Raw genomic sequence first — 19,790 nt, forward strand, 5'->3', positions numbered from 1 at the left:
GGTAGTCAACGCAGTGCCGCTGGGCGCGGCATTAATTGTCGCCGGACCGTGTGGTTCGACGGACTCCGTCGACCGGGTGCGGCGTCAACTGGCCGGCGTTGCCGTGGAAGAGCTGGCTTGCGGGTCGTCTCGTAGCTCCCTGGACCTCGGTCGCGGGGCGGTGCCGTGATCCTGTGCCGCGTGTGCGGAACCGGGTCAGGCCGGTGGGCTGCCAGCGACGATTCCGACCGCCTCGACGAGCCCGTTCGCGCCGGCCAAGCCGCGGTCGTGCAGCTCGCTCGGGTCGACCCCGCGCGCGCGGACCGCGTCGGCGAAGTGCTCGATGTCCTTGCGCATGAGCGTCTGCAGGTGCGGGGCGATGTCGGGAGTGATCTCGGTGTTCAACGCGCCGAGCATGAAGCTTGCCCCGCTGCTGACCGAGATCGCCTCGACCAACGGGCCGATCTTCACGTCCAGCTGAGCGGCGATGCGCAGCATGTCGGCCGCGTTCTTGAGGTTGCTCATCGTCATCGAATTGTTCAACAGCTTCGTCAACTGGCCGGTTCCGGAGTCGCCCATGTGGACCACCGTCCGGGAGAACGTCTCGAAGATCGGCACGCAGCGGTCGTATGCGTCGTGCTCACCACCCACGAACGTGGTCAACGTCCGCGCCTTCGCGCCGGGCCCGCCACCGCTCACCGGCGCGTCGAGGAACGGGATGCCGCCCGCCGCGAACCGTTCGGCGAGCGCGGCGCCCTCGCCCGGGTCGCCGGTGCCGTGGTTGACCACCACGGTGCCGGCACGCAGCCCTTCCAGGAGTTGCTGGTTGTCCAGCAGATCACGGATGTCGCCGTCGTCGCGCAGGCACAGCAGGAGCACGTCGACCGCGCCGGCGAGGGCCGCGACGCTCTCCTGCACCGTGTACGTGTATCCGGTGAGCGCCTCCAACGACTGCGGACGGCGGGCCCACACGTGCAGTTCGAAGCGCTCACTGACCGCTTGGGCCATCGGGGCGCCCTGATCCCCCAGTCCAATGAATCCGACGATCGTCATTGCCTGTTCCCTTCTCCTGAGGTCGGCCGGCACCGGGGTTCCGGGGCCGCCAGACGTGCTCAGCCGAGGAGCCCGAGGGCGACGTCCCACAGCCGCTGCGCGTTGGCGGGATCAAGCGCGTACCGGGCGACGCCCGTGTAGTCGGCAGGCATCTCCTCGACCACCAGGGCTTCGGTGGCGTCCTCGAAGTAGCGCCCACCGACGCCGTCGACGAGTGGCGAGCCGGCCAGCAGGGCGGTGGTCGCCGCGCCCTGCTCCGGAGTCTTGTGCAGTTCCTTGGGCGTACGCAGCCCGCCGGTGTGCTTCTGCAGGCCCGTCGCGATGGCACCGGGGTTCAGCGCGTTGGCGTAGATGCCCTCACCGGACCAGCGCCGGGTCGCCTCGACAGCGAGCAGCACCTCCGCGGTCTTCGACTGCCCGTACGCGAGGAACGCGTCGTACGGGCGGAATCGGAAGTGCAGGTCGTCGAAGACGACTGGGGAGAACAGGTGCCCGCTGGAGGCGACCGAGACGATGCGTGCGCCTCCGGCGGCGGCCAACGCGTCGTGCAGCCCGACGGTCAGCGCGAAGTGGCCCATAAAGTTGGTGGCGAACTGCATCTCCCAGCCTTCGGCGGTGCGCTGTAGGTGCGGCAGCGCCATGATCCCGGCGTTGTTCACCAGGATGTGCAGTGGCTGGTTCCATCCGTCGACGAATCTGCGCACCGACCCCTGGTCGGCCAGGTCGAGTTCCCGAGCGCTGATACCGGCGTTTCCGGTTATCGCCGTGATGTCCGCAACGGCGGTTTCGGCGGCGCTGGGGCGACGGACCGCCAACACCACCTCGGCGCCCGCGCCGGCGAGGGCGCGGGCGGTCTCGACGCCGATTCCGCCCGCACCGCCGGTGATGATCGCGCGTTTGCCGGTCAGGTCCACGCCAGCCAGCACGTCGGCCGCCGTGGAGCTGAACCCGAACGGGGTCTCGATGCGCTGTGCCATGTGTCCCATTCCTCTCGGTCGTGCCCGGTGACCCACTCTTCCCGCATCCCACGGATTCAGGCGTGGTCCCGCTTTTCCTGGTCGTCGCAGGACCAGGCTCGCGACGCGGGTGGGCCTGCACCGCCGCCGCCGGGATGCGACACCTGACGGTGTGCCGGCGAGTGGCTACCGGGCTTCGGCCCAGCCGACGAATCGCGGGGTGAGGTCGGGCGGCGTGCTCCCCGGGTTGAGCGTGGTGAGGTCGGCTGCGGCTGTCTGCTGAAGCGCTGCCAGGTGGGCCAACAGGCCGGGACGATCCTCGCGGTACTCGCCGAGCAGGCGCAGCTTCGCGGCCGAACACGGCCACCGGATGCCACAGACCCGGCACCGCCACGACGGCCGCAACGGCGAGTGCGGCGGGCGGGGCATCAGCCGACCCCCACGGGACCGGTACGCCGGCTGGGTGCGGGCCGGCGGGTCGCGGTGGCCCGGCGCGGGGACAACGCCTGGATCCGTACGCCCGCACGCATGACGAACAGTTCGCGCCGTGCGATCGCCTCGCCCTTCGGGTTCAGCTCGTAGGCGTCGAGCCAGAGCCATCCGTCGTAGGTGTGTCGGTCGGGCAACTCGCGGATGACCCGGACGACAATCGGTGTGCGGAACTGGACGCTGGCGGCGGTGCTCAGCAGGATCACGTCCCCCGCCCGCAGGGTGCCGGTCATCGCGGCTCCGGTGGTGTCGGCCGGCGCTGCTCCGGCTTTCTCGGCTGGCATCGATGCCCCCTGGCTGGCGTTGGGAAGGGGGCCGCCCCGTCGGGGCGGCCCCGCCACGAACGCGTCCGCCGGGTTCGGGTCCCTGCCGGCCGCGCCGTCTACACCGCACCTTTCCGGGAGTTGCTGGACAATCACACAGCGTTATGCAATCTTCTTTGGACGGTTGATTTGTTCCAAAGGAGGGACGGCGTGAACCATGCCTTTGTCGCGGCGCTCGCCGAGGCGGGTCACACGGCCGAGAGCCTCGCAGGTCGCATCGGTGTGCACCCCAAGACCGTCGCGAGGTGGGCGAACCCGGGCCACATTCCGCAGAATCGACACCGGTCCACGGTCGCGGAGTTGTTGGCAAAAGACACCGATGCGCTTTGGCCGGACGTGGTCCGTCGTCGCGAGCCGGTGTGGTTCCGGCGGTGGGTCGACATCGAACGCGAGGCGGTGACGCTGCGGTCATTTCAACTCGCCTGGGTGCCCGGGCTGTTGCAGACCGAGGCGTACGCGCGGGCGACCCTGGCGGGTGGGGTGCTGAGAGCGGACGCGGTCGACGAGTTCGCCGCGGCGCGGATCGCCCGGCAGGCGATCCTCACCCGCGACAGCGGGCCGCTGCTGATCGCCGTGCTGGACGAGGCGGTGCTCCGGCGACGCGTCGGCGACGACCGCGCCCTGATGGCGGCGCAACTCACCCGCCTGCTCGGGCACGCCGAGACCGACAGCGTCCAGCTCCACATCGTTCCGGCGGACGCGCCCAGCTATCCCGGTCTGGACGGCCCGTTCACCATCGCCGACATGCCGGACGGGTCGCGGGTCGCGCACGTCGACGGCCCGGCGCAGGCGCAGATCCTCGACCAGCCATCGGAGCTTGTTAACCTGGAACGACGGTGGGAGCGTATTCGCGGAGAGGCACTGCCCCGAGGGCGTTCCTTGGACCTTCTGAGAGAAGCGGCAGCATCATGGACCTGAGCGGCGCGCGGTGGCGTAAGAGCACGAGGAGCGGCGGCAACGGCGGTGACTGCGTCGAGGTCGCCGACAACCTCCCGGGAGTGGTCCTCGTGCGGGACACGAAGGATCGCGACGGCGGCACCCTGACCTTCAGCCCGCAGGCGTGGCGTGGCTTCGTCGCGATGACCCGCGACGCCTGCTGACCGAGCACATCGCACACAGGCTCCCGGCGCTGGTCGGGGGCCTTTCGCGTGAGCGCGCACGGTCCGGCTCACCGGACGCCGACGGCCGCCCACGGGGTCGGCGGCCAGCGGTGTCAGCGCGTACCCCAGCGACACCACCCCAGCCGGCGGCCGGCCGAACGCGCCGGGAAATCGCCTGGCGGTCCGCGTACCTCCGATGCGAGGGTGACCGGCGTGACTGCGCACACTCTGGCCGGGGCCCTGGCCGACGACGGACGACGACGGATCTTCGCGGCGATCGTGCTCGGCGCGACAAGCGCGGCGCAGGTCGCCGAGCGCACCGGCCTGCCGGCGCGGGTCGTGCTCAGCGGGGTTCGCCGGCTCACCGACGCGGGCCTCGTCGCCGGCGCGGACGGCGCGCTCGCGGCCGACGAGGCGTCGTTGCGGGCGGCCGCCCGCGACAGCCGCCCGGCCGACGACACCGACCCGGCCGCCGATCCGGTGCTGCGGACCTTTCTGCGCGGGGACGTCCTGGTGGGTCTGCCGGCGCAGCCGAAACGGCGGCGCGTCCTGCTCACGCACATCGCCGAGCGGTCGTTCGAGCCGGGCGCCCGCTATCCGGAGCGGGCCGTCGACGAGGCGCTCAAGGCGTGGTGCGTGGCGGGCGGGTCGGACCACGCCACGCTGCGTCGGTATCTCGTCGACGAGCAGTTGCTCACCCGCGCGCACGGCATCTACCAACGGCCCTGATCGTCGACGGCGCAAACCGTCTGGTCACGGAGCATCTTGCTAGCCTCGGCGCATGACCTCCTGCACGCCCGCCGACGGCCCACCGGATCTGTTGTTCCTGCTCTCCTGGGCGAGTCACGCGTTGCAGACCGAGCACGCCGCGGGGCTGACCGAGATGGGCATCTCGCCGCGGGCGCACTACGTGCTGGCGCAGGCGCACACCGGCGAGCTGACCCAGCGGGAGATCGGCGAACGGTGCGGCGTGGACAAGACCACGATGGTCGTCACGCTCGACCAGTTGGAGCGGGCCGGGCTGGCCGAGCGCCGTCCGTCACCGACGGATCGGCGGGCCCGGCTGGTCGTGGTGACGCCGGCGGGGGAGCAGGTTCTGCAACGGGCACGGCAGGTGGTCCGGCGCATCCAGGACGACCTGCTCGCGACCCTGCCCGAGCAGGACCGGGAGGCCTTCCTGCGAGCCCTGCTGGCGTTGGTGAGCGGCCCGCTGGCCACCACCTCCCCGTACGCGCCGGGGGCCCGCTCCGGCTGTTAGGTCCGAGAAAGATAGTTCCGAACAAGACTATCTGCTACGGTCGTACTCGTTCGTTTCCCCCTGAACGAGGAGCCGTCATGAGCGCTACCGCCGTCACGTCCCCCACCACCTCGACCCTGCGCCGCCGCGCCCTCGGCGTCGCCGCCGCCGTGGTGGCCGCCCTGGCCATCTGGGCGATCGGCGCGCTGGCCGGAGTCGATTACACGGTCGAGAGTCCGGGTCAACCCGCCATCGACCTCGGAGCTGGCGCGATCGTCACCGTCGCCCTCGGGGCCGCCCTGCTCGGCTGGGCGGCGCTGGCGCTGTTGGAGCGGTTCGCCCCACGGGTCGCCCGCCCGGTCTGGATCTCCCTCGCTGTGGTGGTGACGCTGGTGTCCCTCGTCCCGCTGTTCGGCGTCGAGGCCACCGGCGGCGCGAAGCTGACCCTCGGCGCGACGCACCTGGCCGTGGCGATCCCCCTGATCGCCCTGCTGCCGGCCCACCGTCGCTGACCGCCTCGATAAGCGATTGACCGGGTGGCGATGATCGACTGGTGACCACCACCGCCCGGCCAATCTGGACGATCAGCGCCAGCCGACCCGACCAGCCCGACGCGCTGCTGCTGCTGCGCGAGTACATGACCGAGATGGTGGAGCGCTATCACCATCGCCCGGCCCTGCCCGGCGAGGTCGACGAGGCGCTCGCCGAGATGCCCAGCGACGACCTGACCCACCCGGACGGCCTGCTGCTGCTCGCCCACCGCGGCGACGACCTGGCCGGCTGCGCCGGGCTGCGCTGGCACTCGGGCTGGGCCGAGTTGACCCGGGTGTTCGTCCGACCCGCCCATCGGGGCGCGGGTGGCGGCGCCGCGCTGCTGGCCGCCGTTGCGCAGCGGGCCACGGCGGCCGGCGCGGACCGGATTCGACTCGACACCCGCGCCGACCTGGTCGAGGCCCGCGCCCTGTACGCCCGGCACGGCTACGCGGAGATCCCGGCGTACTCGCAGGGTCCCTACGCCGAGCACTGGTTCGAGAAGCGGTTGTCCTGAGCGGTTGACGCCGGTCGGCGGGTGCGCTAAATAAGAAGAGGAAGTTGAGTCACCCCGGCTCAACTCAACACCTTCGGCCAGGAGATCCGAGGAGGCATGACCATGTTGATGCGTACCGACCCGTTCCGCGAGATCGACCGGCTCGCCGAGCAGTTCTTCGGTACGGCGGCCCGTCCCGCGATGATGCACCTGGACGCCTACCGCGACGGCGACCACTTCTACGCGGCGTTCGACCTGCCCGGCGTCGACCCGGACACCATCGACTGCACCGTCGAGCGCAACGTGCTCACCGTCCGCGCCGAGCGTCGCCGGGCCAGTGGCGACGGCGTCGAGTTGGTCGCCGCCGAACGCCCGATGGGCACCTTCACCCGGCAACTGTTCCTGGGCGACACACTGGACACCGACAAGCTGGAAGCCGGGTACGAGCACGGGGTGCTGACGCTGCGCATCCCGGTCGCCGAGCGCGCCAAGCCCCGCCGCGTGACCATCACCGCCAACGGCGACGGGCGTCGGCAGATCAACGCATGATCACGATGTCGGGTGGGATCGGCGCGCCTGCACGCTGATCCCACCCGAGGCTGAGAGCCTTTTTCACATGGTGTTCTCCGACGCTCCGGTGCTGGCCCGCCCGTCCGCGCCACCCGCGCTGCCGAGTGGACCCGTCGAGGTCACCGAGGCGTGGCTGCGTAACCGGCGGTTGTCCGAGCACACCCGCGACGCGTACCGGCGCGACGTCACCGGCTGGCTCACCTGGTGCGCCGGGCGTGACCTCGACCCGCTGCGGGCCACGTTCCTGCACGTCAACGACTACGCGCGCGCGTTGGAGTCCACCGTCGCCGCCCGCAGCGGCCGACCGCTGACCCCGGCGACCGTGGCGCGGCGGCTCTCCGCGCTGTCCAGTTGGTACGACTTCCTGGTGAAGTTGGGCGCGGTGGCGGCCAACCCGGTCTCCGGGGCGGACCGTCCCCGCGTCGACCGGGACCACTCCGCCACCCTCGGGCTCACCCCGGAGGAGGTGGACGCCCTGCTCGGCGCCGCCGACGCGGACACCGGCCCGACCGCCCTGCGCAACCGGGCGGCGATCGCGCTCCTCGCCGACCTGGGCCTGCGGGTCGGGGAGCTGATCTCGCTGGACCTGACCGACCTCGGCACCGAACGCGGCCATCGCAGCGTGCGCTTCGTCGGCAAGGGCGGCAAGCAACGCCGCCGGGCCCTCACCCCCGGCAGCGGGTACGCCGTGGACGCCTACCTGGCCCAGCGGGCCGCCGCCACCGGCGTGTCAGTGCCCCAGTTGACCGGACCGCTGCTGGTCACCGCCAGCGGTGCCCGGCTGGACCGGCACTCGGTGTTCCGGATGGTCCGCCGGCTCGCCCGCGCCGCCGGCATCCCGGCCTGGGCGAAGCTGTCGCCGCACTCCCTGCGGCACGCCTTCGCCACCACCGCCCGCTCCGAGGGCGTGCCACTGGAGGACGTGCAGGACGCGATGGGTCACGCCGACCCGCGCACCACCCGCCGCTACGACCGCGACCGGCACAACCTCGACCGCGACCCGGCCTACGTGGTGTGGGCGGCCCGGTCCCGCCGCCGCAGCTGACGGCCGCCCGCTCAACTCTGGGGGCGGAGGCAGATGCAGAACGGCTGGCCGATCGGGTCGAGAAGCACCACCCACCTGTCGCCGCCGGGCTGGAAATCCGGCTTGGACGCGCCCGCCGCGACGAACGTGGCCTCCGCCGCCGCGAGGTCGTCGACATGGAGATCCAGGTGGTAGCGCTTGTCGCCGGCCGGATCGGGCCAGGCCGGCGGCTGGTAGCCCTCGACCAGACCGAAGCCGATGGAGACGCCACCAAAGTTGATCATCGCGTACTGGGGTTGGCTGTGGGTGACCTCCCAGCCGAGCACCTGGTGGTAGAACGCGGCGTGGCCGGCGGGGTCGGAACTGTCGAGATTGACCATGGCGAGGTCTGCGGAGACTGTCACGCCAGCAGTATGTCGCCGACCCCCGACAGGTTCGGCGCGCCTGCGCGTCGGACCCTCGTCCTACGGTCGACGGATGAGACACGGACTGGAGATCTCCTGTGGTGGCGCCACCATCGAGGCGTCGACTCTGGTGGAGCTGGGTGAGCTGGCCGAGCACGCCGGTTGGGACGGCGTGTTCCTGGAGGACTATCTGATCTACTACTCCGGCGACGAGCCGTCCACCTACGACCCGTGGCTGGTGCTCACCGCGATCGCCGGCCGCACCGACCGGGTGCGGCTGGGCACCACGGTCACCGCGCTGCCCCGACGCCGGCCGGCGAAACTGGCGCGGGAGGTCCTCACCCTCGACCATCTCAGCGCGGGCCGGGCCACCGTGGCGGTCGGTGTCGGGGACCCCGCCGACCGTGGGCTGGCCGCGTTCGGCGAGCAGACCGAGCTGGCGGTGCGCGCCGCGATGCTCGACGAGGGTCTCGACCTGCTGACTGGGCTGCTCAGCGGCGAGCGCGTCGACCACCACGGCACCCACTACCGCGCCGACGGGGTCGCGCTACGACCCGCGCCGGTGCAGTCGCCCCGGGTGCCGGTCTGGGTCGGCGGCAGCATGCAGGCCGGGGCGGTGCGCCGCCGCGCGGCCCGCGCCGACGGCATCGTGCCGTACAAGCTCACCGACACCGACGGGTGGTCCGACTTCACCCCCGACGAGGTCCGCGAGTTGGTCAGCGCCCTGCCACCGACGCGCGCCGACGGCCAGCCGTTCGACGTGGCGATCGGCGGCCGGCGGCGACGACCCGACGAACGCGCCGAACGCGCCTACGTCGATCAGCTCGCGGCGGCCGGCGCGACCTGGTGGTTGGAGTTCGTCGCGCCCGGCGATCCGGCGACGATGCGCGCCGCCGTCGCCCGGGGCCCCCTGCGCTGACCGCCGGATCAGGGGACCGCGAGCGGCCAGAACGTGACGCGGGCCGTGCCGTCGCGGCAGATCAGACCGGTGCCGGCCCGTCGGCAGTTGGTCAGACCCGCCGGAAGCACCATGGACACCCGAGGACCGTCGCGTCCCAGCGTGGCGACCAGCGAACTCCTGCCGTCCGCCGCCATTCCCAGCACCACCAGGGGCTCCGCCGGCACCAGCGGGCCCGCCACCGTGCGCCAGCGCGCCCCGGCCGGCCACGTCCACACCCGCGCCCCGGTGCCCGCGTCGATCGCCCAGCGTCCCTGCTCGTCCTGCCCGCAGATCAGGCCCTGGCAGGGCCGCATGGTCAGCTCACCCGGCTCCGCCGGCGCCTGCCACCGCGGCGCCAGCCCTGGCAGGTCGTACCCGGTCAGCGTCACCGCGTCGCCACTGGGATGACGCAGCACCAGGTGTGCGCCGACGACCTGGGGGTTGTCCGGGCCGTAGTCGGCCGGTGGAAGCTGTCCCCGCCCGTGCTCGGTGCCGTCGCGGGCGTCGAGCAGTCGGGCCACCCCGTCGTCGCGCACCAGCAGCACCCGCCCGGGTAGGCCGGGCAACGCCCGGAGCACCGCCGTGGACGGCAGCGAAACCGACCACCGGGTCGCGCCTGTGGTCCGGTCGACGCCGTGCACGGTGCCCTCGACCCGCCGTCCCGGTTCGGAGGCGCTGCGCACCTCGCTCACCGCGACCGCGGCGTCCCCGGCCGCGTACACCCGCTCGGGTCGTTGCCACACCTGCTGGCCGGTACGCATCGACCGCGCGGTGGTCATCCGCGCCCCGCGCGCCTGGTCGCGTTCGACGAGCAGCAGCAGGTCACCGGCGACCTCGGCGAACCATCCCGCGGCGGGTGGCACGGTGACCCGCCACCGCGGCGGGCCGTCCGGCGCGGCCGAGTCGTAGGCGCTCACCGTCGGCGGGTTCGAGTCCGGGTCGACGACCAGCAGCAGCGGCCCCGCGCCGAGCACGGTTGCCCGGGCGGGCACCGCCAGCGCGACCGAGGGCGTCAGCCGCGCGGCCGGGGCGGCACCGCCGAGCAGCGCACAGACCGCCACCAGCACCGCCACCCGCCACCGGCGGGACAGCCGCAGCGGTGGCGGGTGCTCGTCCAGGGGCACGCCCCGGTCGTCACCCAGCTCGATCAGCACCGACATTCGCGCCACCCGTCCGCTCGCGCCGCCCGTCTCAGCAGAGCAACTCCAGGTGGTGGTGGGCGTCCTCGGCGATCTCCTCGTGCCGCAGCCAACGCCGCGCCCACAGCCGGGCCGCCAACTCCGCCTGCTCGTCACCCCACGCGGCGTGCTCGACGAGCAACGCGGTGGTCAGCGCGTACGCCAGGCGCAGCGCCAGACCACGGGCACCGGCCTGCACCGCGGCGGCGCCCGGATCGGCCGTCACCGAGGTGATCGTGTCGCCCAACCGCGCGGCGGCGGCGGCCAGCGTGTCGGCAAGCGTCGGCGACAGCGGTCGGGCCAGGTCGACCGCGGCGGCGAGCCGGCCCAGCACCGGCGTCCCGGCGTCCTCGCGGGTCAACGCGCGCAGCACGTCCAGGGCCAGCACGTTCGTGGTGCCCTCCCAGATCGGCAGCACCTGCGCGTCGCGCAGCAACCGGGGCACGCCGGTGTCCTCCACGTAACCGGCCCCACCGAAACTCTCCACGTACTCGCTGGCGGAGCTGACGGCCAGCCGGCCGGTGGCCAGCTTCGCCAGCGGCGCCACGATCCGCAGCTCCGCCGCGGCCGCCGGGTCCGCGCCGACCTCGACCCGCCCCAGCAGGGCGAACGCGTGCCCAGCGAGGGCGAACGCGCCCGCCGCGTCGACCGCGAGGGTGCCCAGCGTGGCCCGGTGCAGCGGCGAGGACACCAGCGGCCCGCCGGCGACGTGCCGCACCTCGGCGTACGCGCGGGCGTAGTCCAACCCGCGTCGCATCCCACCGGCCGCCGCGGCGGCGTTGTGCACCCGGGTCACCACGACCAGGGTCATCGCCCGGACCAGGCCGGGCACCGCCGGATCACCCAGCGGAAGCGCGTACGCGTCGTGCAGACCGATCTCGGCGGTGGGCAGCGCGCGGGTGCCGAGCTTGTCCTTGAGGCGGCGCACGATGACCCCCGACGCGGGCGCGCCCGGCGCCCCGCCGATGCTCAACGGCGAGTCGGCCGCGTAGCGGGGGACCAGGAACGGCGCGAGGACCCGGCTGCCGCGCCCGGCGCCCTCCGGCCGGGCCAGCGCCACCGCCATCGCCGCGTCGGCGGCCGAGCAGAACCACTTCTCCCCGGTCAGCCGCCAGGACCCGTCCGCCGCGGGTCGGCCGACCGTGCTCGACCGGCCCAGGTCGGAGCCGCCCTGCGACTCGGTCATCCACTGCCCGCTGGTGATCGCCGTGGCCGGGTCCGTGGCGACCAGTCGGGGCAGCCACGCGTCGCGGACCCCGGCGTCCACGTCGGGCATGCTGAGCAGCGCCGCCGCCCCGTCGGCCATCGCCACCGGGCAGGAGAACGTCGCCGACTCCGGCCCGTACAGGTGCAGCAGGGCGTGTTGCACGACCCGCGCGGCGGCGCCCCAGGTGCCGCGCGCGTCGGTCAGGTAGGGAAGCGCGACCACGGCGTGCCGGGCGGCGGCGGCGCGCTGCGCCTGCCAACCGGCGGAGGTGTCGATCCGGTCGATCCGCGCGCCCCACGGGTCGTAGCGGACAAGCGTCGGCGGGTGCGCCTCCGCGTCGGCGTGCGCCGCGCGTAGCGGCCCGGTGACGTCGGCGGCCAGGTCGGCGAGGCGTCCCTTCGCGGCGGCGTGCCCATCCGGTCCGAGGTGTCGCTCCAGCCAGGAACGCAGCAGGCCGTCACCGGCGTACGGGTCGACGGGAGGTGGCACCGGCTGCACGAAGCGGCTCATCGATCGACTCCTGGCACTGCTCGGGGGGTGTGCGCCGACGGTAGACGATCCGTGGCCGATCCGAACAGGGCGGTCGCACCCACCCGGGTTCGGTCGATTTCCGACTTGTCGCACGTGAGCGCGATCGTGTTCTCTACGGTCGGTAGTCGTGGGTGCCGGCCAGGGTTGGAGCCGACCGGCCCGGCGCAACCGCCCGATGCGCACCGGGCTCGCGTTCGCCGGGTTCGGTGTGGCGCTGTGCTGCGTCGGGGTGGCCGGGCTGGCCGCCTGGAACCTGCAAACCGTCCGCCAGGCCGCCGGCCCGATCCGGGACACCGCCGACGACTTCCTCAGCGAGGTGGCCCTGGGCGACAGCGACCGGGCGTACGACCGGCTCTGCGCGGACGCGCGCAGCCGGTGGAGCGCGATCGGCTTCACCAGTTGGGTACGGACACCGCCGATGGTCACCGACTACGAGATCACCGACGTGTCGGTCGCCACCCGCAGCGGACGACCGCACGGCACGGTGACCGTGAAGGTGACCCGCGACGGCGGGCTCAGCGAGGAACGACGCCTGCCGGTGGTCCGTGAGAGCGGGGACTGGCGGGTGTGCGGTGACCCCTTCTGAGCCACCGGCCATCACCCCGGTACGTCCCTGGCTGTTGCGCCCGCGCACGGGGGTGCAGCCGACCACCTCGACGGAACTCTTCTTCGACCTGGTCTTCATCTTCAGCGTCACCCAGCTGTCGCACTACCTGATCGAGCACCCGGACTGGCGGGGCGCCGGACGTACGGCGCTGTTGCTGGCGCTCGTCTGGTTCGTCTGGGTCTACACCACCTGGCTGACCAACTGGTTGCAACCGGATCAGGGGCCGGTGCGGGTCCTGCTGATCGGGGTGGCGCTGGGCAGCCTGTCGATGTCGGCGGCGATCCCGCAGGCGTTCGCCGACACCGGTCTGCTCTTCGCGGTGGTCTACGTGGCCGTGCAGGTGGGCCGCTCCCTGGTCGCGATGTGGGCGGTGCAGGGCAGCCCGTGGCTGGTCGACGGATTTCAGCACCTGCTGCCGTGGTTCTTCGCGACGTCGGTGCTCGTGGTGCTCGGCGGCCTGGTCGACGGGGTCGCCCGGGAGGCGTTGTGGGCGACGGTGATCGTGATCGAGGTCGTCGGCCTCTCCAGCGGTTACCCGCTGCCGGGGCGGGGTCGCACCCACGCCGAACGGTGGATGGTGGAGGGTGGGCACCTCGCCGAACGATCCTCGGCGTTCGTCCTGATCGCGCTGGGCGAGTCGATCCTGGTCACCGGCAGCACGTTCACCTCGCACGTGGACCTGGCCACGGCGGGGGCGTTCCTGCTGGCGTTCGCCGGTTCGGTGGCGCTGTGGTGGGTGTACTTCGCCCGGTCGGCCCCGGCCGCGACGGAGGTGATCGCGGGGGCGGGCGAGCGTACCGGCGCGTTGAGCCGGGTCGCGTTCAACTACCTGCACCCGGTGATCGTCGCCGGGGTGATCGTCGCCTCGGCGGGCGACGAGCTGCTGCTGCGGGAGCCCGGCGCGCCCACCACCACCGTCGCCGCCCTGTTCGTCCTCGGTGGTCCGGCGTTGTTCCTCGCCGGGCACGCCGCCTACACGGCGTGGCTGTGGCGACGCCCGCCGACCAGCCGAATCACCGCCGTGCTGGTGCTGCTGGCGCTGGTGCCGGTCTGCGTGGGGCTGGGCGTGCCCGTCGCGGTGTGCGCCGCGCTGGCGTTGGCGGTGACCGTCGCCGTGATCGTGGCCGACCGGTCGCGGGTACGGTCCGCCGCCGCCCGAGGACCGTCCTGACCCACCCGTGGCACTGCGTCGGTTCTCGGACAACGCCAGCGTGGGCGGGCCGCCGGATGGTTAGCGTGGGTCTGCCGGTGTCTCAGTCGCGGGGGCCGAGGTCGCCGCTGCGGTAGTGCCGGCGGCAGAGCACCTGGTAGCGCACCTCGGCGGTGTCGACGGTGTCGCCGATGACGACCTGCGCGCCCTCGCGGACCACCCGCCCGTCGACGACGCGGGCGTTGAGCAGCCCCTCCCGCCCGCACCAGCAGAGCACCTCGACCTGGATGCGGGCCACCTCGTCGGCCAACTCGAAGAGGCGTTGCGCGGCGGGGAACAGGCAGGACCGGAAGTCGGTGGCCAGGCCGAACGCGAACACGTCGACGTCGTAGCTGTCGACCAACTCGGCCATCTGCTCGACGTGCTCGACGGTGTAGAAGCACGCCTCGTCGCAGATCAGGTAGTCCACGCGTACCCCGTCGGCCCACCGGCCGCGGACCAGGGCCCGCAGGTCCAGGTCGTCGGTGATCTCGATGGCCTCGTGGGCCAGGCCGATGCGGGTGGTGACCTGCGGGCCCAGCGACCTGTCGATGCGGGTGGTGACCAGCCCGCGGCGGCCCTGCCGGGCGTGGTTGTAGTTCATCTGCAACGCCATCGTCGACTTGCCGCAGTCCATCGGCCCCCAGAAGAACTTCAACGCCGCGGCGTGCACCGGACGCCCGTCCAGCCCGCGCGCGGCCGCGCACCCGGCCGGTGCGTGCGGCTGCCCGGGGAACGGGTGGGCCAGGCAGGTCGGAGCGGTGGCGGCGTCGTCTGTCACGGTCGGGCAGCCTAGCCGATCGGCCGAGGCTGATCTGTCGCGCGCGGGACGCGTGCTCAGAGCACCCGGGGCGGGGTGTTGCCGGCGGCGACGATGGCACGGCGGATCGGCACGGCGGCCAGCAGCGCGAAGCCGACCACGAAGAAGATCAGCAGTGAGACCAGGCCCACCCGGTAGGAGGAGGTGAGCTGGAACACCAGGCCGAAGGCGAGCGGGCCGAGCCAGCTGGTGCCCTTGTCGCTGATCTCGTAGAAGCCGTAGTACTCGCCTTCCTTGCCGACCGGGATGAGCTGGCTGAACAGCGACCGGCTCAGCGCCTGGCTGCCGCCGAGGACCACGCCGATGCCCGCGCCGAGGATCATGAACGGCACCGGCGCCTCGGCGGGCAGCCGGAACGCGGCGATGATCACACCGGTCCAGAGCACCAGGCTGAGCAGCACGGTCTTCCACGCGCCGATGCGCCTGGCCAACGCGCCGAGGCTCAGCGCCCCGCCGAAGGCGAGGAACTGCACCAGCAGGATCGTGATGACCAGGGTGCTCTGCTCCAGGCGCAGCTCCTCGGTGCCGTACTGGCTGGCCAGGGTGATGACGGTCTGGATGCCGTCGTTGTAGACCAGGAAGGCGAGCAGGAAGAACAACGTCAACGGGTACGCCTTGATCTCCCGCATGGTCCGGGCGATCTGCCGGAACCCCTCGGTGACCACGTTGCCGCCGCCACCGGCCAGCGCCGCGGCACTGGGGTGCTCGCGCATCCAGCGCAGCGGCACCAGCGTGAACAGCGCCCACCACACCCCGGCGGACACGATCGACCAGCGGGCCAGGTCCAGGGTGCGTTGCGGGTTGTCGCCCTCGTCGAGCAGGGTGAGCGCGACGAGGTTGAGCGCCAGCAGCAGACCACCACCGAGATAACCGATCGCCCAGCCGCGGCTGGAGATGCCGTCGCGTTCGTCGGGGCCGCCGAGCTGCGGCAGGAACGAGTGGTACACCACGACCGCCGCGCCGAAGGAGATGTTCGCGATCAGGAACAACGCCCCACCGAGCAGGTAGCGGTCGCCGGTGACGAAGGCCATCAGGATCGTCGCGCCGGCGCCGGTGAACGCGGCCCCGCCGAGCAGCCGCTTCTTGTGCGTCGACCGGTCGGCGATCGCGCCGATGACCGGCAGCACGAACACGGTGAGGATCACCGACAGCGAGATCAGGTACGGGTAGTAGGACCCGGGGGCCACCCGGATGCCTAGCGGGTAGACGAACCCGTCGCAGGTTTTCGCGCCCAGCTCGCAGCCGGCGGCCAGCTTGGTGACGGTGGTGAGGAACGGGCCCAGGAACACGGTGATGACAGTGGTCTGGAACGCGGAGTTGGCCCAGTCGTAGATGTACCAGCCCCTGCGCTCGCGGCGGGTGCTCGCCGGGGGCGGGGTGTCATCCACCGTGGGGGTCACGGTCTCGGCCATCCGGGGGTCCTTCGACGGATCAGGCGGCCCAGTGGCCGCGGCTGCGGTAGACGTCGCGCAGCACGCCGACGTGATCGGTCATGATGCCATCCACACCGAGATCCAGTAAGTCGTGCATCTGGTCGGGTTGGTCGATCGTCCAGACGTGCACCTGAAGGCCGAGCCGGTGGCAGTAGTCGAGGAACCGGCGGTCCACCACCGGCACCCGCCCGTAGCGCGGCGGCACCTGCGCGGCGACCACCGACGGGGGCAACCGCAGTGCCCGCCCGTGCAGGGAGGCCAGCCGCAGCCGGGCCACCCCACGCATGCCCAGGCTGGTGGCGACCCGTCCCTGCGTGAGCGCGCGCAGCCGGGTCAGGCGGGCGTCGCTGAACGACGCGAGCAGCACCCGGTCGCCGGCGCCGACCCGGGTCACCGTCGCGACCGTCGGCGCGACGCCGCCGTCGGCCTTCACGTCGATGTTGAAGCGGACCTGCGGCCAGGCGCCCAGCACCTCGTCGAGCCGGGGTACGACGGCAGCGCCGCCGACGCGTACCGAGGCGAGGTCGGCCCAGCTCAGCTCGGCGATGCGCCCCGCCTCACCGGTGACCCGGCGCAACGTCGGGTCGTGGAAGATCACCGCCACGCCGTCGGCGGTGGCGTGCACGTCGGTCTCCACGTACCGGTAGCCGAGCCCGATGGCGCGGGCGAACGCCTCGGTGGTGTTCTCGTCTCCCTCGGCGGCGCCGCCACGGTGGGCGAACGCCAGCGGCGCGGGCGCGTCGAGGTAGTCGAATCGGGTCAACACGCGAGGCAGTATGCCCCCGGTTGGTGACCGGCGGGTGGCCGGCCGGCGTCTGTCGCCCGCTCGCGCGGACCAGGCTCGTCAGCCGACAGGCGTGCCGACACCGCCGTGTTCCAGGGTGGCGCGCAGCCGTGCCAGCGTGTGACCGAGTTCCGCGATCTGGGCCGGGGCGATCGACCGACCGAGGTGCGTGGCCAGGTGTTCCTGGAAGGTGCCTTCGGCGGCGCCGACGAGTTCCGTGCCCTGCGGGGTCAACTCCAGAAGCAGTGACCGGCCGTCGGCCGGGTTCGGCACGCGCCGAACCCAGGCCCGGGCTTCGAGCCGGCCCACGCCCTTGCTGGTCGCCCCGACCCCGATCGCGAAAAACTCGGCGAGGTCGGCGACCCGCGAACCAGGATGGTCGCGTAGGTAGCTCAGGAACTCGAACTGCGAAGCCACGATGCCGTGCTTGCGGCGCAACGTCTCGTTCACGGCGTTGTAGAGCCGCGTCTCACAGCGAACAAGGTCGCTGAAGACCTGAGCCAGTGTGACGGACCCGGCACCAGAAAAAGATGCCGCGGCAGGTATATTAGCTTCCACGGCAGCTAATTTATCGCCTGTGGGAGGCCTCGGACATGAGCAGGGAACAACGCGCGGCCATCGGCGCCATGCTGGGCGGGCCCAAGGGCTTCGCGCCCGAGCCGGTCGAGACGATGCGGGAGAGCTTCGACGCGCTCATGGCGTCGTTCCCGGTTCCTCCGGTGCGAACCTCGGAGCTGACCCTGGGCGGCCGTCCGGCAGTGCTTGTCGAACCGGAGGGCCCGACCCACCCGGGCACCATCCTGTACTTCCACGGCGGCTCGTTCGCGCTCGGATCTCCGCGGACCGCGATGGGCCTGACCGCGAGTCTGGTCACGCGGACCGGCATGCGGGCCTTCTCCCTCGACTACCGGCTGGCCCCGGAGAACCCCTTCCCGGCGGCGATCGAGGACTGCCTCACGGCGTATCGGTCCCTGCTCGACAGCGGCGTCGCCGCCGAGTCGATCGCGTTCGCGGGCGATTCCGCCGGTGGTGGCCTCACGGTGACCACCACCCTCGCCGCCCGAAACGCCGGGCTGCCTCTGCCGGGCGCGCTGATCGCGTTCTCGCCCGGCCTGGACCACACCCGCACGGGCGAGTCGATGCGCACCAAGGAGGGCGTCGACCCGTTCTTCACGCAGCAGGGCATGGCCCACATGGCGGGGTTGTACCTCGGCGGCCAGGACCCGAACCAGGAGCTCGCCGCGCCCGCCGTGCTCGCCGACCTGACCGGCTTCCCGCCGATCCTGCTGCAGGTCGGCACGAAGGAACTACTGCTCGACGACTCGGTCCGGCTGGCGAAACGCGCCCGCGACGCCGAGGTCGACGTCATCCTCGACATCACCGCCGGCGTTCCGCACGTCTTCCAGTCCTTCATCGGCCAGCTCGACGAGGCCGACCACGCCCTGGCCCGCGCCGCCCTGTTCATCACGCAGCGACTACAGACCCCCTGAGCGCACCGCACGAAGGCTCGTTCCCCCGTGCGGTGCGCGCACGCCGCTGGTCGAGCCGGTCGCCTGTCCCGGCGCACCGGGGCGGTGGCGGCCGCCGCACCACGTCGCCCACACGAGCGCGCGTACGGCGGCCGCACCCGGCGTCAGCCGCAGATCAGGTCGTCCAGCAGGGTCATCTGCCGCTGGATGACCGCCACCGCCGGACCCGGGTCGGCCAGCTCGGTGGCCAGGTACAGGACCGTCGAGCGGCGCCCGTCCGGGCTGACCGCGGCGAGGGTGCTCATCCCGGGCATGGAACCGACGTGCGCCCAGGAGCCGCCGCACCGGTTGGGTATCCACATGATCCCCAGCCCGTACCGGATGCCCGCCCGGATGCCCTGGAACCCGTCGGCCAGCACGGTGCGGTGCAGTTCGGTCTGCTGCGCGGGCCGCAGGAGCTGACCGCGGCCGACCGCCTGCCAGAAGCGGGCCAGGTCGGTGGGGGTGCTGACCAGGCCACCCGCCGAGGCCGTCACCGTCGGATTGAACACGGTCGTGTCGACCATCGGCCCGCCGGGCGCGAACTGCCGGTACCCGTTGGCGTGCGGCAGGGGCAGGGTCGGCTGGTCACCCGGGTAGAACGTGTGGGTCAGGCGCAGCGGCAGCAGGATCCGGGAGCGTACCTCGGTGTCCCACCGGTGTCCGGTGACGCGTTCGACGAGCATCCCGGCCAGCAGGTAGTTGGTGTTCGAGTAGCTCCACCCGGTGCCGGCGGCGAACAGCGGCGCGTGCCGCATCGCGGTCGCCACCTGCTGCGCCTCGGTGTAGTGATCGAAGCGGTGCGCCAGGAACTCGTCGGCCGATCGCAGGGCGGCGAGGTCGCCGGTGGGGTCGTAGAGGCCGCTGGTGTGCTGCAGGAGCTGACGAACGCTGACGTACCGGCCGTCGTTGCCGGTGCCGGCGACGACGCCGGGCAGCCAGCGTTCGATCGGGTCGTCCAGTCGGATCCGGCCCTCGCCGACGAGTTGGAGCACGACCACCGACACGAACGTCTTCGTGGTGCTGCCGATCCGGAAGTACCCGTCGACAGGCATCGGCGCGCCGGTGTCCAGGTCGGCCACTCCGCTGCGCGCCACGGTCACCCGGTCCGCGTCGCGGACCAGGCCCTGCGTCCCGGACACGCCCAGGCCGTGCAATTCGTCCAGGCCCTCCTGGAGCACCGTGACCGTGGACCGGTGGTCCGGGGTGGGCGGCGCGGCTGACCCGGCGGCCGGGGCGACCGTGGTGGCCAGCACTGCCGCCACGGTCGCGGCCGCCACGACGTCGCGCCAGCGCGCCGCCGTCCGACCTGCGAAAACCACGCTCATACGAGGGCTCCCTTCGGGGACAACGTTTGTCCCCAAAACGCTACGAAGAGCGCCGATATCCCCACCAACCGGAAAACCCCAGATTCGACGTGGGGGTTTACCC

24 protein-coding genes are annotated in these 19,790 nt (G+C 72.4%); 12 read left to right on the top strand and 12 right to left on the bottom strand.

Annotation, left to right across the window (positions count from 1 at the left end; genetic code table 11):
* Positions 1-195: 195 nt before the first annotated feature.
* From ACPXBU_RS04610 to ACPXBU_RS04625, 4 genes are all read right to left on the bottom strand, one after another.
* Entirely contained in the window at positions 196-1,122 is a 927-nt protein-coding gene (locus ACPXBU_RS04610; RefSeq protein WP_425756626.1) for an NAD(P)-dependent oxidoreductase, read from the bottom strand.
* Positions 1,092-2,009 carry an SDR family NAD(P)-dependent oxidoreductase gene (locus tag ACPXBU_RS04615; protein ID WP_425756627.1) on the bottom strand — a complete coding sequence of 306 codons (918 nt, stop codon included), beginning with the start codon at positions 2,007-2,009 and terminating at the stop codon, positions 1,092-1,094. The genes ACPXBU_RS04610 and ACPXBU_RS04615 overlap by 31 nt, the downstream gene beginning before the upstream one ends.
* Positions 2,010-2,174: 165 nt before the next feature.
* Complete coding sequence (locus tag ACPXBU_RS04620; RefSeq protein ID WP_425756628.1) at positions 2,175-2,417, bottom strand: flavin reductase; 243 nt, start codon at positions 2,415-2,417, stop codon at positions 2,175-2,177.
* A complete protein-coding gene (locus tag ACPXBU_RS04625; RefSeq protein ID WP_425756711.1) occupies positions 2,417-2,710 on the bottom strand; it encodes a hypothetical protein in 294 nt (97 codons plus the stop codon). The genes ACPXBU_RS04620 and ACPXBU_RS04625 overlap by 1 nt, the downstream gene beginning before the upstream one ends.
* A 240-nt stretch (positions 2,711-2,950) precedes the next feature.
* Here ACPXBU_RS04625 and ACPXBU_RS04630 point away from each other — a divergent pair, with 240 nt between their 5' ends.
* From ACPXBU_RS04630 to ACPXBU_RS04665, 8 genes are all read left to right on the top strand, one after another.
* The gene (locus ACPXBU_RS04630) at positions 2,951-3,718 is read left to right on the top strand and encodes a DUF5753 domain-containing protein (RefSeq protein ID WP_425756630.1); all 768 of its coding nucleotides are present in this window, start codon (positions 2,951-2,953) and stop codon (positions 3,716-3,718) included.
* A complete protein-coding gene (locus ACPXBU_RS04635) occupies positions 3,709-3,900 on the top strand; it encodes a DUF397 domain-containing protein (RefSeq protein WP_425756632.1) in 192 nt (63 codons plus the stop codon). Before ACPXBU_RS04630 ends, ACPXBU_RS04635 begins: the two co-directional genes overlap by 10 nt.
* A gap of 213 nt (positions 3,901-4,113) precedes the next feature.
* Complete coding sequence (locus tag ACPXBU_RS04640) at positions 4,114-4,629, top strand: DUF2087 domain-containing protein (RefSeq protein WP_425756634.1); 516 nt, start codon at positions 4,114-4,116, stop codon at positions 4,627-4,629.
* Positions 4,630-4,681: 52 nt separating this feature from the next.
* Positions 4,682-5,158, top strand: a complete 477-nt coding sequence (locus ACPXBU_RS04645) for a MarR family winged helix-turn-helix transcriptional regulator (protein ID WP_393374688.1) — start codon at positions 4,682-4,684, stop codon at positions 5,156-5,158.
* Positions 5,159-5,235: 77 nt separating this feature from the next.
* The gene (locus tag ACPXBU_RS04650) at positions 5,236-5,649 is read left to right on the top strand and encodes a DUF6069 family protein (protein WP_425756636.1); all 414 of its coding nucleotides are present in this window, start codon (positions 5,236-5,238) and stop codon (positions 5,647-5,649) included.
* 41 nt (positions 5,650-5,690) lie between these two features.
* Positions 5,691-6,185: a GNAT family N-acetyltransferase gene (locus tag ACPXBU_RS04655; protein WP_425756638.1), complete on the top strand. Its 495-nt coding sequence runs from the start codon at positions 5,691-5,693 to the stop codon at positions 6,183-6,185.
* A gap of 102 nt (positions 6,186-6,287) precedes the next feature.
* Positions 6,288-6,713, top strand: a complete 426-nt coding sequence (locus tag ACPXBU_RS04660; RefSeq protein ID WP_393374694.1) for an Hsp20/alpha crystallin family protein — start codon at positions 6,288-6,290, stop codon at positions 6,711-6,713.
* Positions 6,714-6,780: 67 nt separating this feature from the next.
* A complete protein-coding gene (locus tag ACPXBU_RS04665; RefSeq protein WP_393374696.1) occupies positions 6,781-7,779 on the top strand; it encodes a tyrosine-type recombinase/integrase in 999 nt (332 codons plus the stop codon).
* Between the two features lie 11 nt (positions 7,780-7,790).
* Here ACPXBU_RS04665 and ACPXBU_RS04670 read toward each other — a convergent pair whose 3' ends face one another.
* On the bottom strand, positions 7,791-8,162 hold the full coding sequence (locus ACPXBU_RS04670; RefSeq protein ID WP_425756640.1) for a VOC family protein: 372 nt from the start codon (positions 8,160-8,162) through the stop codon (positions 7,791-7,793).
* A 73-nt stretch (positions 8,163-8,235) separates the two neighbouring features.
* On the opposite strand from ACPXBU_RS04670, the gene ACPXBU_RS04675 reads away from it, so the two are divergent.
* Positions 8,236-9,081, top strand: coding sequence for an LLM class flavin-dependent oxidoreductase (locus ACPXBU_RS04675; protein ID WP_425756642.1), 846 nt, complete (start codon positions 8,236-8,238; stop codon positions 9,079-9,081).
* Positions 9,082-9,089: 8 nt separating this feature from the next.
* Here the strand turns inward: ACPXBU_RS04675 and ACPXBU_RS04680 are convergent, their stop codons facing one another.
* Together ACPXBU_RS04680 and ACPXBU_RS04685 are read right to left on the bottom strand one after the other, a co-directional pair.
* Positions 9,090-10,262, bottom strand: coding sequence for a PQQ-binding-like beta-propeller repeat protein (locus tag ACPXBU_RS04680; protein WP_425756644.1), 1,173 nt, complete (start codon positions 10,260-10,262; stop codon positions 9,090-9,092).
* 31 nt (positions 10,263-10,293) lie between these two features.
* Positions 10,294-11,997: an acyl-CoA dehydrogenase family protein gene (locus ACPXBU_RS04685; protein ID WP_425756646.1), complete on the bottom strand. Its 1,704-nt coding sequence runs from the start codon at positions 11,995-11,997 to the stop codon at positions 10,294-10,296.
* A 148-nt stretch (positions 11,998-12,145) separates the two neighbouring features.
* Here ACPXBU_RS04685 and ACPXBU_RS04690 point away from each other — a divergent pair, with 148 nt between their 5' ends.
* Positions 12,146-12,604, top strand: coding sequence for a hypothetical protein (locus tag ACPXBU_RS04690; protein ID WP_393374705.1), 459 nt, complete (start codon positions 12,146-12,148; stop codon positions 12,602-12,604).
* Positions 12,591-13,796: a low temperature requirement protein A gene (locus ACPXBU_RS04695; RefSeq protein ID WP_425756648.1), complete on the top strand. Its 1,206-nt coding sequence runs from the start codon at positions 12,591-12,593 to the stop codon at positions 13,794-13,796. Before ACPXBU_RS04690 ends, ACPXBU_RS04695 begins: the two co-directional genes overlap by 14 nt.
* 82 nt (positions 13,797-13,878) lie before the next feature.
* Here ACPXBU_RS04695 and ACPXBU_RS04700 read toward each other — a convergent pair whose 3' ends face one another.
* The 4 genes from ACPXBU_RS04700 to ACPXBU_RS04715 form a co-directional block, all read right to left on the bottom strand.
* Complete coding sequence (locus tag ACPXBU_RS04700) at positions 13,879-14,595, bottom strand: thymidine kinase (protein ID WP_393374710.1); 717 nt, start codon at positions 14,593-14,595, stop codon at positions 13,879-13,881.
* A gap of 56 nt (positions 14,596-14,651) precedes the next feature.
* Positions 14,652-16,046 (bottom strand): MFS transporter, encoded by a 1,395-nt coding sequence (locus ACPXBU_RS04705; RefSeq protein ID WP_425756650.1) that lies wholly within the window; start codon positions 16,044-16,046, stop codon positions 14,652-14,654.
* 19 nt (positions 16,047-16,065) lie between these two features.
* Positions 16,066-16,833, bottom strand: a complete 768-nt coding sequence (locus ACPXBU_RS04710; protein ID WP_393374714.1) for a glycerophosphodiester phosphodiesterase — start codon at positions 16,831-16,833, stop codon at positions 16,066-16,068.
* A 78-nt stretch (positions 16,834-16,911) separates the two neighbouring features.
* Positions 16,912-17,268, bottom strand: a complete 357-nt coding sequence (locus ACPXBU_RS04715; RefSeq protein ID WP_425756653.1) for a MarR family winged helix-turn-helix transcriptional regulator — start codon at positions 17,266-17,268, stop codon at positions 16,912-16,914.
* A 176-nt stretch (positions 17,269-17,444) separates the two neighbouring features.
* Here ACPXBU_RS04715 and ACPXBU_RS04720 point away from each other — a divergent pair, with 176 nt between their 5' ends.
* On the top strand, positions 17,445-18,341 hold the full coding sequence (locus ACPXBU_RS04720) for an alpha/beta hydrolase (RefSeq protein WP_393374719.1): 897 nt from the start codon (positions 17,445-17,447) through the stop codon (positions 18,339-18,341).
* A gap of 143 nt (positions 18,342-18,484) precedes the next feature.
* Here ACPXBU_RS04720 and ACPXBU_RS04725 read toward each other — a convergent pair whose 3' ends face one another.
* Positions 18,485-19,687, bottom strand: a complete 1,203-nt coding sequence (locus ACPXBU_RS04725; protein ID WP_425756655.1) for a serine hydrolase domain-containing protein — start codon at positions 19,685-19,687, stop codon at positions 18,485-18,487.
* Between the last annotated feature and the right edge of the window lie 103 nt (positions 19,688-19,790).

Origin of the sequence: Micromonospora sp. DT231 (assembly GCF_049847025.1) — a bacterium.
Classification (GTDB): Bacteria; Actinomycetota; Actinomycetes; order Mycobacteriales; family Micromonosporaceae; genus Micromonospora.

Coding starts and splice junctions, on each gene's coding strand:
- ACPXBU_RS04615 (WP_425756627.1), bottom strand. CDS start 2,009: ATGGCACAGCGCATCGAGACCCCGTTCGGGTTCAGCTCCACGGCGGCC.
- ACPXBU_RS04620 (WP_425756628.1), bottom strand. CDS start 2,417: ATGCCCCGCCCGCCGCACTCGCCGTTGCGGCCGTCGTGGCGGTGCCGG.
- ACPXBU_RS04625 (WP_425756711.1), bottom strand. CDS start 2,710: ATGACCGGCACCCTGCGGGCGGGGGACGTGATCCTGCTGAGCACCGCC.
- ACPXBU_RS04635 (WP_425756632.1), top strand. CDS start 3,709: ATGGACCTGAGCGGCGCGCGGTGGCGTAAGAGCACGAGGAGCGGCGGC.
- ACPXBU_RS04645 (WP_393374688.1), top strand. CDS start 4,682: ATGACCTCCTGCACGCCCGCCGACGGCCCACCGGATCTGTTGTTCCTG.
- ACPXBU_RS04650 (WP_425756636.1), top strand. CDS start 5,236: ATGAGCGCTACCGCCGTCACGTCCCCCACCACCTCGACCCTGCGCCGC.
- ACPXBU_RS04660 (WP_393374694.1), top strand. CDS start 6,288: ATGTTGATGCGTACCGACCCGTTCCGCGAGATCGACCGGCTCGCCGAG.
- ACPXBU_RS04665 (WP_393374696.1), top strand. CDS start 6,781: ATGGTGTTCTCCGACGCTCCGGTGCTGGCCCGCCCGTCCGCGCCACCC.
- ACPXBU_RS04675 (WP_425756642.1), top strand. CDS start 8,236: ATGAGACACGGACTGGAGATCTCCTGTGGTGGCGCCACCATCGAGGCG.
- ACPXBU_RS04680 (WP_425756644.1), bottom strand. CDS start 10,262: ATGTCGGTGCTGATCGAGCTGGGTGACGACCGGGGCGTGCCCCTGGAC.
- ACPXBU_RS04685 (WP_425756646.1), bottom strand. CDS start 11,997: ATGAGCCGCTTCGTGCAGCCGGTGCCACCTCCCGTCGACCCGTACGCC.
- ACPXBU_RS04705 (WP_425756650.1), bottom strand. CDS start 16,046: ATGGCCGAGACCGTGACCCCCACGGTGGATGACACCCCGCCCCCGGCG.
- ACPXBU_RS04720 (WP_393374719.1), top strand. CDS start 17,445: ATGAGCAGGGAACAACGCGCGGCCATCGGCGCCATGCTGGGCGGGCCC.
- ACPXBU_RS04725 (WP_425756655.1), bottom strand. CDS start 19,687: ATGAGCGTGGTTTTCGCAGGTCGGACGGCGGCGCGCTGGCGCGACGTC.